The organism is Filibacter tadaridae (assembly GCF_900609045.1).
In the GTDB taxonomy this organism is placed as follows: Bacteria; Bacillota; Bacilli; order Bacillales_A; family Planococcaceae; genus Sporosarcina; species Sporosarcina tadaridae.
In genome coordinates this window covers 75,365-90,444 of the sequence record NZ_UXAV01000018.1, presented here as the reverse complement: position 1 = coordinate 90,444, position 15,080 = coordinate 75,365, and the positions used below count along the sequence as shown (strand labels likewise).

The window sequence follows — 15,080 nt, the reverse complement described above, 5'->3', positions numbered from 1 at the left end:
TACTAGATAATTGAAGATGCAGCGCTATAATATAAATGGTGAAAGCGCTCAACGAACACTCCCAGCTATCACAGAACGGCCCAAAGCGCTCAAAGAATCAGCCAAGCGATCAAACAAGAGTGGAAAGCGCTCAAAGAAACCGCCGGGTGATCAAACAAGAATGAAAAGCGCTCAAAGACTCCGCCGGGCGATCAAACAAGGGTGGAAAGCGCTCAAAAAAGTCACCACGCGATCAAACAAAGGCAGAAAGCGATCATAAATCCCCATCAACCGCCCGAAAAAGTAAAAATCGTATCACCAGGCAACAACATTCTTAAGAAATTCTTCATTTTTGTCATCATACTTACTTAAGAAATAATACGTACTATTAAAAGAAGCGATATTAGAAGGGGGAAATGATTTGATAAGTGTACGGGATTTACATCATTCATTCAAAATCGGCAAGAAGGGGAAAGAGAAAAAAATCCCTGTTTTAAAAGGCATTACATTTAACGTGGAAGACGGGGAAATTGTCTTCATCGTTGGAAGAAGTGGTTCAGGGAAATCGACTTTACTTCATATCATGGCAGGGTTTTTAACGCCCGAAAGTGGAGAAATTCAGGTGGAAGGTGTACATACCTCTTCATTTACAGAAGCGGAGAGCGCAAAGTTCAGATTAGATCACTTTGGTTTCGTATTCCAAAACTTCCAACTCATGCCCGGGCTTACGGCGTTCGAAAACGTTGAATTGCCACTCAAACTAAAAGGGGTCAACAAGGGAAGTCGTAAGGATAAGGTGAAAGAAATCATGCAACAGGTGGGGTTGACTGATGTACAAAACCATTATCCAAACGAATTATCCGGGGGGCAACAACAGCGGGTTAGTATTGCGCGTGCTCTTATCACTGATCCACCTATTATTTTTGCAGATGAACCGACAGGGAGTCTTGACTCGGAAACGGAACAAGACGTCTTGCTTCTTATCCAATCGTTGAATAAAACAAGAGGAATTACGTTTGTCATCATCACACATGACGATGAAGTGGCACGAACTGCTGACCGCATATATAAAATGCATGATGGAGAATTAGTAGAAGGGGGTGAACAACATGAAATTTAAGGACCAAATTGACTTCGTAGGACAACATATTAAGAAAAATAAACTTCGTGTTTTCATGACCGTACTGGCAGCAACAATGGGAACGGCCTTCCTAATTGTTCTTGCATCAGTGGGCTTCGGAATTCATGACACAATTCGCAATGAAATCCTATCCAATCGATTGGTGACCGAAATCCAAGTATATTCGGGTGAAATGAACACGGAACAAGCAAACGAGCTAAAGGAAAGGGAACATGTAAAAGCAGTTGTATTCCGCCAGAATCTAGGCATAATGCAACGGACAACGCTTGGTAAATACACCGGTAACCAAGAGCTGATTGTAACGGACTTTACCGAGGAGAAAAAAGTCAATTTTGAACTGCAAGAAGGACGCTTGCCCCGAAATGCAACTGAGGTCGTCGTCGGAAGCCATTTCAAGGATTCTTTAATGGATCAGGAAGTGGAGAATGAAGAAGGAGAATTTGAAACATACAAAGGTAAATTAATAGGCGAACAGTTCACAATCCAAATCGGGGATGATAGCGGAGAGCTATTTGAGGATGAGATTCCTTTAACGATTGTTGGCATAGGTAAGAAACCTGCGAAAGAGTGGGAGATGGATCAAAAGATATATGCAGATGCTGCTATTATTCCCGTAATTGAAAAAGTCTATTATGCACATGTGGAAAAACCGATTGATGAACATCCTGATGCACAACAACTATTCTATGGTAATGTAAATGTCTACGCGGACAAGTTGGAGAATGTCAAAGCAGTTTCAACAGCATTAAAAGATGATGGATTCAGCGTTTACTCTATCTCTGACGAACTCGAACAACTGGATGTCTTTTTCCTGGCACTCAAAGCGGGCCTCATTTTTGTAGGAACAATCGCAATCTTAATTTCTTCCATTGGTATTTTCAACACGATGACAATGGCTGTAACAGAACGAACGCGTGAAATTGGTGTTATGAAAGCAATAGGCGCGAATCCGAAATTGATTCAACGGCTATTTCTTATGGAAAGTGCTTGGATTGGGATTTTAGGAACGGTGCTTGCAGTCGTTATATCGTACGCTGTGAGTATCTTATCGAATTATATTTTACCGATTATTGTAACGGCGGCACTTGGCGAAGAAGACCTTGGAAACATGGATGTAACGTTTTCAGTCATCCCATGGCAACTCGTTGTCATTGCATCCACAATAAGTATCGGCGTCGCAATGATTTCAGGATGGCGTCCGGCTCGTAAAGCAACAAAAATTGATGTCATTAACGCACTAAGGCAAGAACTTTAACCGGCGAGTTTAGCTATCATTTAGGGAAAAGTATATGAAATTCATGCAGGCCTTGGTATGAAAAAGCTCAATTCGACTGGAAATGAATAATGGAAAAGATCTGGGCAACTGGGTCTTTTTTTCTATCATTAATTAAATGAAAACAACTGGCGGATACCGATTAAGAGTTTTACTACATAGAAAAATACAACCAATCGTGAGATAATGGGAACATATTCAATTGAAAGGCGGATGAAAAATGGAATATCGAATTGAACATGACACATTTGGTGAAATAAAAGTACCTGCGGACAAGCTTTGGGGTGCGCAGACACAGCGTAGTAAACAGAACTTTAAAATTGGCGGGGAAAGAATGCCGGTTGGCGTTATCCGTGCATTTGCCCATTTAAAAAAATCAGCTGCCATCGCAAGTCAAGCGCATGGTGCAATCTCAGAAGCGAAGATGAAAGCCATTTCCGCAGCTGCAGATGAAGTGATCGCAGGTAAATTGGACGACCATTTCCCACTTGTCGTCTGGCAAACAGGAAGCGGCACTCAATCGAACATGAATATGAACGAAGTGTTAGCTAACCGGGGCAATCAATTCTTGGAAGAGTGGGGCGAAGAAGAACGCCTTCATCCGAATGACGATGTCAATAAATCACAAAGCTCAAACGATACATTCCCGACTGCACTACACGTATCAGGCGTTACTGCGGTTGAACAACAGCTTCTACCGGCAATCGCTAAGTTAAAAACGACGCTTGATGAAAAGTCTGAAGCATTCATGGACATCATTAAAATTGGCCGGACGCATTTACAAGATGCAACTCCGTTAACACTTGGACAAGAAATCAGTGGCTGGCACCGTATGTTGGAGAAAACGGAAAAAATGTTGCAGGATAGTGTTCAAACAATGAAAGAACTTGCAATCGGCGGTACTGCTGTCGGGACAGGATTGAATGCACCCGAAGGATTCGGCGATCGTGTAGCAGCTGAAATCAGTAAAGCGGTCGGCATTGAATTTACATCAGCAACAAACAAATTCCATGCGCTTACAAGCTATGACGAAGTCGTTTACGTCCACGGCGCTATGAAAGCATTGGCGGCAGATCTTATGAAAATCGCCAATGACGTACGTTGGCTTGCAAGTGGTCCACGTTCAGGTATCGGTGAAATTACGATTCCGGAAAATGAACCAGGAAGCTCGATCATGCCAGGAAAAGTGAACCCGACGCAAAGTGAAGCACTCACTATGGTTGTCGCACAAGTGATGGGGAACGACGCTACAATCGGATTTGCAGCAAGTCAAGGGAACTTTGAATTGAACGTCTTCAAACCGGTCATCATTTTCAACTTCTTACAGTCAGTCACGTTGCTTGCGGATGCGATGATTAGCTTCAATGACAACTGTGCTGTAGGAATCGAGCCGAACCGCGAAGAAATTGATCGTAAAGTAGAAAACTCACTCATGCTTGTGACAGCTCTTAATCCGTATATCGGTTATGAGAATGCGGCGAAAATCGCGAAAACTGCACATGCAGAAGGTACAACATTGAAAGAAGCAGCCCTCAAATCAGGTTTACTGACTGAAGAGCAGTTTGACGAGTATGTTGTTCCGTCGAAAATGATTGGAAGATAAATTAGATATGTTAGAGAGGGTTCCATCGGTCAATTCCGGCTGATGGAACCTTTTTTGTTTGATGAAAATAGGCGAATTGTATGGTGGCGGTGATAAACTTAGCTATGGCGGTGACAACAGAGTTCCAGTCGGTGATAAACATCCCGATAGCGATGATAAGCCCCTTCGAGCCGGTGATAACCCTGCTTGTAGCGGTGATAACTTTTGCGGCCGTGGGAGTTTCAATTGTACACAAATCTGTAACCTATAAATGTAATCATTTCCCGTATGATGAAAGGACAACTATGCAAATGAGGAGCGATTGATTAATGAAAAAGAAATTGATGTTCATCTTAATTGCAACAATACTTGTCCTTTCAGCATGTGGCGGGAAGGCGCAGCCAAGCGAGAAAGAACACAATATGGCGCATGGAGAAAAGAACCATTTACCGAATGGTGATTTGCAGGAAGTTACCGCATCAGCAGATATTTTGCCTTCATTCCTAGATGACAAATCGGAAGACATGCGGCTTGTCTATCAAGTTGCCGGCAGCGCGGCAGATATCATAAAATGGATGCCTTGCTATTGCGGATGCGGCGAAAGTGCAAATCATGAAAGCAACTTGAATTGTTTCATCGATGAAATCCAAGAGGACGGTTCTGTCGTTTGGGATGACCATGGTACACGCTGCCAAGTCTGTCTTGAAATCGCAGTGCAATCCGTGAAGATGACGCAAGATGGTAAATCGTTGAAAAAGGTTCGTGAGTTTATTGATGAAAATTACAAAGAAGGCTATGCGGAACCAACAGATACGCCAATGCCAGCATAACGAATCTACAAAAAAGCAGACACGCGAATGTGTCTGCTTTTTCCATTACTGAAATTAGTTTACGTACGTATCACTCACTAAACTATCTTTTATCACTTCAGTCGGAATTTCAAATGTTACAACGCCCATATAGCCGGGTGCAATCTCATATTCGTCGAATGAAAGAACTAGTTTATGGTCTTCAGTAATGTAGAAGTCTTGTTCAGGATTAATCGATTGAAATGCAGCTTCGGGAATATCTTTGTCCAAGAAAAACGATTTGCTTGAATCTTCCGCCATCTGCCGTTCCATTTCACCCAGTAAGTACGTATTAATTGTATCGATATATTTATCGTCTTTGAAAAGTGCAGGCAGTGATAGTAACAAACCGTTCACTTTGTCAATCGTATCGTAACGAACTGTTTCGTAGCCGGAAGCTTGAATTTCCACATCATAGCGGGCAAGTGTGAATAATTGCTCCGTATCAACCAACACTTTGTAGTTGGAATCGAGACTGAAATGTCCACCGCCTTCTGCTTTTAGTGCAGCCATTTCTTTTTCGAATGCTGCATATTTCGTCTCAGATTCTGCGACGTATTTCTCGTTCAATGAGGCTTGTAACTCTTCATCCGCCAAACCATCGATTGCAGGAGTAGCAACATCCGCTTGGAAATTATCTTTATCATTCGTCCATTGTTGAACGGTGAACACTTCAACGATGGAACCCAACACAGGCACATTTGCCATTGCCTGCGCAAAATTAGGGCTCACATTGACACTGCCGATAAACACAGCAGCTGCAGCCACTGTTCCAATCGGCCATTGTTTGACATAACCATGTTTTTTCTGAGCTTTTTTCCCCTGTTGAATGGATTGTTTCACAATATCCTCTAGTTCGGCAGGAATTTCAATCTTTTCATGATTCTCTTTTAACTTGTTTAGCCTTTTCATAACTTAAACTCCTTTCCTACTTCCATGCGTAATTTTTTCAATGCCTTATACAATCGTGTTTTTACTGTATTTATGTTTAAGCCCATAATGTCAGCAATCTCATCGATTTTCATATCTTCAAAAAAACGAAGGATAATGATGCTTTTATATTGTGGGGGTAACTGGTCAATCGCTTTTTGCAAATCTATATCCGTTAGATTATCTTCAAGTCCGGGTAGATGGAGGACAAGGATATCATTATCCATTACCGTAACTCGCTGATGCTTACGGATAAAGTCGATTGCAGTATTGATGAGTATCCGATAAAACCACGTTTTCAAATAAGCAATTTCCTCCAGCCGATCTATTGATTTAAGTGCTTTCAAAATGGCATCCTGAACAATGTCAAGCGCATTTTCCTTGTTCCGGACATAGCTATAAGCCAAACGATAATGCGATTCACGATTTTCTACTATAAAACTTTCAACAAGTTCGAACTTCTTTTTCTTTGTCATGACAAGAATCACCTTCTCTAATTTTCAACGTATCGCGAACACGTTCTATAACATTTGACGGGTCGCCTGTGTAAAAAGTTTTGGTGTGTATAGCTAAATGAACATTCAGTTATCCGGGATGGAACGCTTCGTACATATGGTATGATTTCAAGTATATAGGATGTATTAAATAGTAATAAAAGAATTGAGGTTGATAACGGGATGGAAGATTATTCATTTGTTGCTTCATGGAGTGGCGGTAAGGACTCTGCGATGGCTTATTACCGAGCGCTTAAAGTAGGGGCAATTCCTAAACGACTTTTAACGATGTTTGAAGAAGATGAAAAACATTCAAAATCGCATGCACTGCCCATTGAAGTCCTCCAAGCGCAAGCAAAAAGTTTAGGCGTTCCACTTATAATTCGAGGTGCAAGCTGGAACAGTTATGAAGACCAATTTTTAGATGCGATGAAGGATTGTAAGGCAGCGGACATCAATCATGGTGTTTTCGGTGATATCGATCTTGAAGATCACTTGAAATGGGTCCAAACAACCTGTGCGAAAGTCGGCCTAGAAGCCGTCCACCCATTATGGATGGAGCCCCGCCGCAAAATCCTTGAAGAATTTATCGGTTTAGGATTCGAAGCCTACATTATCGTCGTAAACACAAAAATGATGCCAGCACACTTTGTTGGACGGAAATTCAGTACAGAACTGATGGAAGAACTTGAAACGCTCGGTATCGATGCATGCGGCGAATCCGGCGAGTTCCACACCGTCGTCGTCGACGGACCGATATTCGGTAAACGTATCCCGATTATCTTTTCAAATCAACACGAACGGGATGGATATGTATTTTTGGAAGTGGGCATGGCAAACGCGAAATAGTGGGAAGGATGGTTCCCGAATGATACAGCTAGATGAATTGCTCTGCAATGCATTAAGTCAGTTGGTGGGTTCAGTTGGATAGGAAGAGGGACCAGGTAAGTATTTCTAGATAAAAAAACTGTCCATATTTTAAATAATGGACAGTTTTTTTTCATTTCAGTTACCGATCAAATCGCCCAATTCTTTCTCCAAAAACGGATCGGCGTTCAGTAGTTTCTTAAATGCCATGTAACGCTCGTATTCATCCACAGTAGCTACTCGTCCCGTATGATAGGCGCGGATTAATATATTCTTTGGCGTATGCTCCAAATCGATGAATTCCAGTATCTGCGTTTCATAACCAACGAGGTTCAACAATTCAGCGCGGATAGAATCCGTGGCAAGTGCTGAGAAACGTTCTTTAATAAGTCCGTGTTGGAGCATGACATCGAGTGCGGGTGAAGCGACTTGGGCGAAGAGTTCGTGTTGGCAGCAAGGTACGCTTAAAATGACTTTCGCTCCCCATTTCACGGCGCGGGCAAGTGCCATATCCGTTGCGACGTCACATGCATGTAGCGTGACCACCATGTCAACGGCTGACTCATCATTGTAATCATTGATGTCACCAACAAGGAACTCCAAATTAGCGTAACCAAGATCTCGTGCGATGACGCTACATTCCTCAATGACCTCTTTTTTCAAATCAAGCCCTGTTACCCGAATATCAAGGCCCTTTTCAATATGCAAATAATGATAGAGCGCAAACGTTAAATAAGACTTCCCAGAGCCGAAATCAAGAATGCGGATTGTACGGTCTTTCGGCAAGTGAGCGAGGGAGTCATCGATGAATTCAACGAACCGATTGATTTGCCTGAACTTGTCATACTTTTGCTTTTTCACTTTACCATCAGGTGTTTGGACCCCGAGTCTGATTAAGAAAGGGTAGGGTGTGTCTTGGTCCAACAAATAGTTTTTCTTTCGGTTATGCGAGAGGTCTGCAACCTTACGGGATTGTACTTTATCCGATTTCCACATAACTTTAAACTTTTTGGACAGTTGAACATGTACTTTTTCATCGGAGAATTCAGCCTGAATTTGTCTGAAACGCTCCAATAATTCTTGTAGTTTGGAATGCGCTACATCTACCGCAATGTTTTCATGTTTTAAAATCCGCTCATACTGGTATTCAAATTGGATATGAAGTTGCCCTTTCAACTCGATTGGCTTCACTTTGATGCGTTTTACATCATCCGTTTTCGTTCGGGACTGACTAATTGTGGCACTGATAAATGAACCATCCGTCATCCGACGTGTCAACTCCACAAGTAATTCTTCAAATTGCATACGTATCTCTCCTAGTTAAATTCAAATCCTTGTTGCTCCAAAAATGCCTTCATATGTGTTCGCCTTGGCGAAGTCAAAAAGTCCGTCATCTGATCGGACCAGTTCGTATTTTTCTGGTTAGCGTCACGGTTTAAATAATATTCATTCATTGTCTTATCATAGGCTGGAATGAGCTGGTCGTATTTGTTAGCATTATACCTATTTTCGTGAATAATCGCCTCTACCGGTAATCTTGGTTTTACTTCATGCGTCTCGTCCGGGACACCAATCGACATGGCGAACATCGGCGCAACCCCTTTTGGCAGGTTAAGTAAGTCGCTGATTCCCTGGGGTGCATTCCGGACGCCACCGATGTAGCAAATCCCGAAACCCTTCGATTCAGCTGCAATGGCGACATTTTGAGCAAACAACGCAACGTCGATCGATCCGACAAGCATGTTTTCAGCATAAGAAAAATCAATTTTTCGCCCGGAAAGATTTGCCGCCTTTTCAAGTCGGCAATAATCTGTACAAAAGACCAACACAGCGCCTGCCGATAATATCTGTTGTGGGTTTTTAGATAACTCGGCTAGCTTTTCTCGTTTAGCCGGATCGGTTACATGAATAACTGAATAAGCTTGCACAAAATGGGAGCTCGCTGCATGTTGCCCCGCGTGGATCAATTCATGCACTTGATCCTTTGAAAGTGGAATCGTTTTATATTTTCGAACGGATGCGTGCGCTTTCAATAATTCAATCATTAAGGAAATCCCTCCAGAAAAATTCTTTGTACATATAAGATTAACAGACTGCGTTAGTGGTAAACTACCTATAAAGCTTAATAAGGGGTGGAGAGATGGGTTGGATAGACGGTTTAACCGCTGTAGCGATATTGTTGCCGCTAGCGATTGTACTTATTCTGATTGGGGTAGCAGCGTATCTTTACTTTTTTGATAAAAGGCAAAAACAACATGCCATTCTACGCAATTATCCAATATTAGGACGAATTCGATACGTACTCGAAAAAACAGGACCGGAGTTAAGACAGTATCTGTTTGATAGTGATAATGAAGGCAAGCCATTTAGTAGGGTGGAGTATCTAGGGATGGTGCTGCCGGGGAAATATTTAAACAGTATCATCGGCTTCGGTTCGAAGCGGGATTTTAAAGAACCGGGTTACTTCATCCGCAATGCAATGTTTACAAAACAGAACGAGGAAATGCGCGTGGACAATGAGGATCTGGTGGATACGATGCGCTATGTTGTTGATGAAGATAACTTGGTTGATCGAAAAGAACATCGTGAAGAATTACCCGCATTACCTTGGCTTTTACCTGAGGAGGATGCAATTGTCATAGGACCGGATTGTGAACATCCATTCCGCGTCCGCAGCATGCTTGGACAATCAGCGATGAGTTATGGTGCGCTTGGAGAAAATGCAATTACAGCTTTATCAAAGGGTATTGGTATGGCCAAAGGTGCATGGATGAATACTGGAGAAGGCGGACTGTCTCCGCATCATTTAGCAGGGGATGCGGATATAATCGCCCAAATCGGATCAGGTTTGTTCGGTTACCGAACAGAAGACGGGGAATTCAGCCTAGAACGGATTCGTGAAAAAGCAGATATGCCCCAGGTAAAAGCTTTCGAGCTTAAACTTGCGCAAGGGGCGAAAATGCGCGGGGGTCACGTTGAAGGAGAAAAAGTGACGGAAGAGATTGCGGAAATTCGAAATGTCGTGCCATATACATCTATTAACAGTCCGAACCGATTCCACCAGTTCAATGATTATCCTACACTTTTTGAGTTCATCGAAAAAATTCGAAACCATTCGGGCAAACCGGTCGGCATTAAGATTGTCATTGGTGGTAAACAGGATGCAGAGGAGCTTGCATCCATTATGCATGAAACAGGAATGGGTCCTGATTTCATCTCACTTGACGGTGCGGAGGGTGGATCAGGAGCTACGTATCAGGACCTGGCAGATAGTGTCGGCTTGCCACTTCGTTCGGCAATTATTCTTCTTGATGACGCTCTTCAGAAGTATGAAGTACGGGACCGTGTAAAGATTATTGCATCCGGAAAAATTACAACGCCCGACCGTGCTGCTATTGTACTCGCGATGGGTGCAGATCTTGTACAGATTGCACGTGGCTTTATGATCTCGGTCGGTTGCATCATGGCGCTTCGTTGTCATACAAACGAATGCCCAGCCGGAGTTGCGACGACGGATAAGAATTTACAAAAAGGACTTGTCGTGGAAGAAAAGAAATTCCGAGTCACTAATTATATTTTAACAATGCGCGAGGGATTATTCCGTGTAGCAGCAGCTGCGGGATTGGATTCGCCGACGAAACTGGAGCGGCACCACATCGTTTATAAAGACGAGCGGGGGCGCATCTCACCAGTGGAATGAAATACAAAGTGTCATTCTGTCTAACTAGGCGGAATGGCACTTTTTCATACCGTCATGGAATTATCATAAATCCACTTACGGTGTTTTGAATGTTGTGATAATATTAAGGGCGGGAAGTAATTTAGAAAGGGGAATGGCATATGACGTTGTTACATAAAACAGTGGGGGAAATTGTGAAAGGGCAGGCACGACTGTATCCAGCGAAAGAAGCATATGTTTATCCGGAACTCAAGGTTCGTAAAACCTACCAAGAGTTTGACGAGGAAACGGATGAACTAGCGAAGGCGTTCATAGGTATGGGAATCGAAAAAGGGGAACACGTGGCAATCTGGTCGGATAACAAACGGCAATGGCTATTGACACAATTCGCAACAGGGAAGATGGGGGCTGTCCTTGTTACAGTGAATACGAACTATCAGTCAAAAGAGCTTGAGTATTTGTTGAAACAATCAGAAGCGACAACGCTTATTTTAGATGAAAGCTTTAAAGGAACGAGCTATATAGATATTATTCGCAATGTCTGCCCGGAATTGGCGGATAGTAATGGGGGCATCATTTCGAGTAAGGGACTTCCGCATTTCAAGCGAATTATCCTGATGACTGAACGATCAGAAGCGGGCATGTATAAGTGGTCCGAACTACTTGCCCATTCTGAAGGAGTGAAAGACGCTGCAATGCAAGAACGGTTGGAATCGTTGAATCCGGATGATGTCATCAATATTCAATACACATCGGGAACAACTGGTTTTCCGAAAGGCGTCATGTTAACCCATCAAAATGTAGTGAACAATGGCAAGCTGATTGGTGATTATATGAAATTGACTGAGCAGGATCGAGTATGCATTCCAGTTCCATTCTTCCACTGTTTCGGTTGTGTTCTCGGAACGATGGCTGCAGTGACACACGGTTCGGCAATGGTTTTACTCGAACAATTCGATCCGTTACGTGTTCTCCAAGCCGTCCAAGATGAAAAATGTACAGCTCTTCACGGCGTGCCAACGATGTTCATCGCGGAATTGAACCATCCTGACTTCAAAAAGTTTGATACATCGTCACTTCGAACAGGTATTATGGCCGGTTCCACATGTCCAATTGAAGTGATGAAACGTGTAATAGAGGATATGGGTGCAAGTGAAATTACGATTTGTTATGGACAAACGGAATCTTCACCCGTTATTACGCAGACAAAGACAGATGATCCGATTGAAAAGCGCGTTTCAACCGTTGGAAAACCTCATCCCCATGTCGAAGTGAAAATCGTTGATCCGGTAACCGGTGAAGAAGTACCAGTGGGTTATCCGGGAGAACTTTGTACACGGGGATACCACGTTATGAAAGGCTATTACAATAACGAGGAAGCGACACGCGATGCAATCGATTTTGAAGGTTGGTTGCACACAGGTGATATAGCCGTTATGGACGATGAAGGTTATATCGACATTACAGGTCGCATAAAGGATATGGTCATTCGAGGCGGGGAGAATATCTATCCGAAAGAAGTGGAAGAATTCCTTTATACGCACCCCGCAGTTTCCGACGTCCAGGTTGTAGGAGTGCCTGACCAGAAATATGGGGAAGAGCTAATGGCGTGGATTATTCCAAAAGAAGGTGCGGATTTGGATGCGGAAAGTGTACGTGAATATTGTAAGGGGAAAATATCACATCATAAAATCCCAAAATACATTGAGTTTACGGATGAATATCCGATGACTGCATCGGGGAAAATCATGAAATTTGTACTGCGGGAAATGTCGATGGAAAAATCGCATCAATGAAAAGCGTATTCCCTGGTTAGCCAGGGAATACGCTTTTCATTTCGTCTATTGTCGAAATGCTGTTATTTCCCGGGAAATCCTAAGAAGAATGTCTCATCGTGGTAAACAATTCCTCTTAGAAAAAAGTCAGGCAGATTGTTCGGAAAAATAATTATCTATAGTAGTTCATATGTTATAATTAGTTTATTCATAAAGGGGGATTTAGTATGTCTAGTGAAATGTATCAGTTAATCGCAATTATTTTATACTTAGCGACGATGCTATTCATAGGATGGTATGCATTTAGACGCACTGCCAATCTGACGGATTATATGCTAGGTGGTCGATCACTTGGTCCGGCTGTGACAGCGCTTAGTGCGGGTGCCGCCGATATGTCAGGTTGGTTGCTCATGGGATTGCCAGGGGCTATCTATTTGAACGGGCTTGTTGAAGCCTGGATGGCAATCGGTTTGACAATCGGTGCCTATTTGAACTGGTTGATCGTTGCACCACGACTACGCGTCTATACGCAAGTAACGAATGATTCTATCACGATTCCTAGTTTCTTGGAAAATCGTTTGAAAGACAAATCAAGATTTTTACGGATTGCTTCGGGTATCATCATTCTGATTTTCTTTACATTCTATGTATCATCCGGAATGGTGGCAGGCGGGAAGTTTTTCCTTAGTTCGTTTGGTCTTGACTACCACGTCGGATTAGTCCTTGTTTCTGTCGTTGTAATCGCTTATACCTTATTCGGCGGATTTCTGGCAGTCAGTTATACGGATTTTGTGCAAGGGCTCATCATGTTCTTTGCGTTACTACTTGTGCCGATTGTTGGTGTATTCTGGACAGGTGGCGTAGCGGAAACAACGGAAAGTATCCAAACAGTTAACCCGGATTTACTGAACTTCTTGTCCGGCGCGACTTTCCTTGGTGTTTTATCATCGGTCGCTTGGGGGCTTGGCTATTTTGGGCAACCGCATATAATCGTTCGATTTATGGCGATCAGTTCTGTTAAAGAGGTCAAAAGTGCGCGCCGTATTGGTATTGGTTGGATGCTGATAAGTCTTTTCGGAGCAGTTGCAACTGCTCTCGTCGGAATTGCGTATTTCTATCAAAATCCGGGTGCCACGTTAGTGGATCCTGAAACAGTGTTCATAGATCTTGGGCAAATCATTTTCCATCCATTCGTTGCCGGGATTATGCTTGCTGCTGTTCTAGCAGCGGTCATGAGTACGATTTCATCACAACTTATCGTTACGTCTTCAGCGCTTATCGAGGATTTGTATAAGGCTGTTATAAAAACGGATGCAACGGATAAGCGGTATGTATTTTTAGGAAGAATGGCAGTGCTCATTGTGGCGCTCGTTGCAATGGTGCTCGCTTGGCCAAATAATGAGTCCATTTTAGCACTAGTAGCATTCGCTTGGGCAGGATTCGGCGCTGCGTTCGGGCCGGTAATCCTACTGACGCTGTACTGGCGTAAAATTACTTCCAAAGGTGCATTATGGGGAATGGTATCCGGCGCAATCACTGTTATGATCTGGGGAAATGTAAAAGTATTAACTGATACATTATATGAAATCGTCCCTGGCTTTATCATCTGCTTACTTGTCACATACTTTGTAAGTTTACTGACGTACAAACAAAATGATGAAATTGAAAAGGAATTCACAGAAACACTTACTATGTTGAAAAAGGAACGGTGAGAGATGGGCCTGCAGTGAAAACCTGCAGGCTTTTGTCTATACTTTTACAGATGAAGAAAGGGGTACTTCCATTGAAACTAGATCATGTCGTTTACTTCACATATAAGCCTTCAACACAAATTGTTGAGGAACAGCGGGCAAATGGACAACATGCGGTAGTGGGTGGTCGTCATGAAAAGTGGGGAACGCATAATGCACTTCTTTACGTAAAAAACGCTTATATTGAATGGCTTTCAGTTGAAAGATTGGGTATAGCGAGAGAAGCGAAGCACCCTTTGACTGATCTGTTGCTGAACGATCTCCAGGAGAATGAGGGATGGGGAACGGTTTGTCTATCGGTTGAAGACATCGAATCATTTAACGAAGAGATTAAAAACAAGGGTTTCCGCACGTCGGGTGTGCTTGCCGCTGAACGGAAAACGGCAGATGGCAATCTTCGAAAATGGAAAATGCTGTTTGTGGATCAAATCATTTCGGATGAATTGCCGATGCCTTTTTTCATTGAGTGGGAGGATACAGAAGAATCACGTTTGACCATGCTTCGTAATGATGGAACAATTACACATGAGAATGAAAAAAGTGAAATTAAGGAGTGTGTATTTAAAGTCAGTAACCCACAAAAAATGGCAGCGAGTTGGGCGCACTTGGTAGCAAAAAAAGTGGGTCAGGACAGCACTATCGTATTATCGAATAGCCTGTTAAGGTTTAGCGGGCAAAAAGGTGGTAAAGATAGGTTGACGGATGTTGTAGTTGAACAGACTAAATGAAGTAGTCAGGGAAAACTATATATGTTGACCGAA

General features: G+C 42.8%; 13 protein-coding genes. 9 read left to right on the top strand and 4 right to left on the bottom strand.

From position 1 onward, the window contains the following. Positions 1 to 400: 400 nt before the first annotated feature. The 4 genes from FILTAD_RS02465 to FILTAD_RS02450 all read left to right on the top strand — a co-directional run bounded on the left by FILTAD_RS02465 (position 401) and on the right by FILTAD_RS02450 (position 4,805). On the top strand, positions 401 to 1,099 hold the full coding sequence (locus tag FILTAD_RS02465; protein ID WP_124068922.1) for an ABC transporter ATP-binding protein: 699 nt from the start codon (positions 401 to 403) through the stop codon (positions 1,097 to 1,099). Beyond that, on the top strand, positions 1,089 to 2,375 hold the full coding sequence (locus FILTAD_RS02460; RefSeq protein ID WP_124068921.1) for an ABC transporter permease: 1,287 nt from the start codon (positions 1,089 to 1,091) through the stop codon (positions 2,373 to 2,375). Before FILTAD_RS02465 ends, FILTAD_RS02460 begins: the two co-directional genes overlap by 11 nt. Positions 2,376 to 2,613: 238 nt before the next feature. Continuing rightward, complete coding sequence (gene fumC / locus FILTAD_RS02455) at positions 2,614 to 3,996, top strand: class II fumarate hydratase (protein ID WP_124068920.1); 1,383 nt, start codon at positions 2,614 to 2,616, stop codon at positions 3,994 to 3,996. Between the two features lie 308 nt (positions 3,997 to 4,304). Next, complete coding sequence (locus tag FILTAD_RS02450; RefSeq protein WP_124068919.1) at positions 4,305 to 4,805, top strand: PCYCGC motif-containing (lipo)protein; 501 nt, start codon at positions 4,305 to 4,307, stop codon at positions 4,803 to 4,805. A 54-nt stretch (positions 4,806 to 4,859) separates the two neighbouring features. Here FILTAD_RS02450 and rsiV read toward each other — a convergent pair whose 3' ends face one another. Together rsiV and sigV are read right to left on the bottom strand one after the other, a co-directional pair. After that, the gene (rsiV, locus tag FILTAD_RS02445; protein ID WP_124068918.1) at positions 4,860 to 5,735 is read right to left on the bottom strand and encodes an anti-sigma-V factor RsiV; all 876 of its coding nucleotides are present in this window, start codon (positions 5,733 to 5,735) and stop codon (positions 4,860 to 4,862) included. After that, the gene (gene sigV, locus FILTAD_RS02440; protein ID WP_124068917.1) at positions 5,732 to 6,229 is read right to left on the bottom strand and encodes an RNA polymerase sigma factor SigV; all 498 of its coding nucleotides are present in this window, start codon (positions 6,227 to 6,229) and stop codon (positions 5,732 to 5,734) included. Before sigV ends, rsiV begins: the two co-directional genes overlap by 4 nt. Positions 6,230 to 6,430: 201 nt before the next feature. On the opposite strand from sigV, the gene FILTAD_RS02435 reads away from it, so the two are divergent. Then, complete coding sequence (locus FILTAD_RS02435) at positions 6,431 to 7,096, top strand: Dph6-related ATP pyrophosphatase (RefSeq protein ID WP_124068916.1); 666 nt, start codon at positions 6,431 to 6,433, stop codon at positions 7,094 to 7,096. A 156-nt stretch (positions 7,097 to 7,252) separates the two neighbouring features. Here the strand turns inward: FILTAD_RS02435 and FILTAD_RS02430 are convergent, their stop codons facing one another. Further along, complete coding sequence (locus FILTAD_RS02430; protein WP_124068915.1) at positions 7,253 to 8,419, bottom strand: class I SAM-dependent methyltransferase; 1,167 nt, start codon at positions 8,417 to 8,419, stop codon at positions 7,253 to 7,255. Positions 8,420 to 8,430: 11 nt separating this feature from the next. Continuing rightward, complete coding sequence (gene nfsA, locus FILTAD_RS02425) at positions 8,431 to 9,159, bottom strand: oxygen-insensitive NADPH nitroreductase (RefSeq protein WP_124068914.1); 729 nt, start codon at positions 9,157 to 9,159, stop codon at positions 8,431 to 8,433. A 95-nt stretch (positions 9,160 to 9,254) separates the two neighbouring features. Here nfsA and FILTAD_RS02420 point away from each other — a divergent pair, with 95 nt between their 5' ends. From FILTAD_RS02420 to FILTAD_RS02405, 4 genes are all read left to right on the top strand, one after another. Beyond that, positions 9,255 to 10,814, top strand: coding sequence for an FMN-binding glutamate synthase family protein (locus FILTAD_RS02420; protein ID WP_124068913.1), 1,560 nt, complete (start codon positions 9,255 to 9,257; stop codon positions 10,812 to 10,814). 140 nt (positions 10,815 to 10,954) lie between these two features. Beyond that, a complete protein-coding gene (locus FILTAD_RS02415; protein ID WP_124068912.1) occupies positions 10,955 to 12,589 on the top strand; it encodes an AMP-binding protein in 1,635 nt (544 codons plus the stop codon). Between the two features lie 206 nt (positions 12,590 to 12,795). Further along, positions 12,796 to 14,280, top strand: a complete 1,485-nt coding sequence (gene putP / locus FILTAD_RS02410; protein ID WP_124068911.1) for a sodium/proline symporter PutP — start codon at positions 12,796 to 12,798, stop codon at positions 14,278 to 14,280. A 71-nt stretch (positions 14,281 to 14,351) separates the two neighbouring features. Continuing rightward, positions 14,352 to 15,047: a VOC family protein gene (locus FILTAD_RS02405; protein WP_238988121.1), complete on the top strand. Its 696-nt coding sequence runs from the start codon at positions 14,352 to 14,354 to the stop codon at positions 15,045 to 15,047. Positions 15,048 to 15,080: the final 33 nt, after the last annotated feature.

Excerpts from the sequence above, each read along its gene's own strand:
- fumC (WP_124068920.1), top strand. The coding sequence starts at position 2,614 with ATGGAATATCGAATTGAACATGACACATTTGGTGAAATAAAAGTACCT.
- FILTAD_RS02430 (WP_124068915.1), bottom strand. The coding sequence starts at position 8,419 with ATGCAATTTGAAGAATTACTTGTGGAGTTGACACGTCGGATGACGGAT.
- FILTAD_RS02460 (WP_124068921.1), top strand. The coding sequence starts at position 1,089 with ATGAAATTTAAGGACCAAATTGACTTCGTAGGACAACATATTAAGAAA.
- FILTAD_RS02450 (WP_124068919.1), top strand. The coding sequence starts at position 4,305 with ATGAAAAAGAAATTGATGTTCATCTTAATTGCAACAATACTTGTCCTT.
- putP (WP_124068911.1), top strand. The coding sequence starts at position 12,796 with ATGTCTAGTGAAATGTATCAGTTAATCGCAATTATTTTATACTTAGCG.
- FILTAD_RS02435 (WP_124068916.1), top strand. The coding sequence starts at position 6,431 with ATGGAAGATTATTCATTTGTTGCTTCATGGAGTGGCGGTAAGGACTCT.
- rsiV (WP_124068918.1), bottom strand. The coding sequence starts at position 5,735 with ATGAAAAGGCTAAACAAGTTAAAAGAGAATCATGAAAAGATTGAAATT.
- FILTAD_RS02415 (WP_124068912.1), top strand. The coding sequence starts at position 10,955 with ATGACGTTGTTACATAAAACAGTGGGGGAAATTGTGAAAGGGCAGGCA.
- nfsA (WP_124068914.1), bottom strand. The coding sequence starts at position 9,159 with ATGATTGAATTATTGAAAGCGCACGCATCCGTTCGAAAATATAAAACG.
- sigV (WP_124068917.1), bottom strand. The coding sequence starts at position 6,229 with ATGACAAAGAAAAAGAAGTTCGAACTTGTTGAAAGTTTTATAGTAGAA.
- FILTAD_RS02420 (WP_124068913.1), top strand. The coding sequence starts at position 9,255 with ATGGGTTGGATAGACGGTTTAACCGCTGTAGCGATATTGTTGCCGCTA.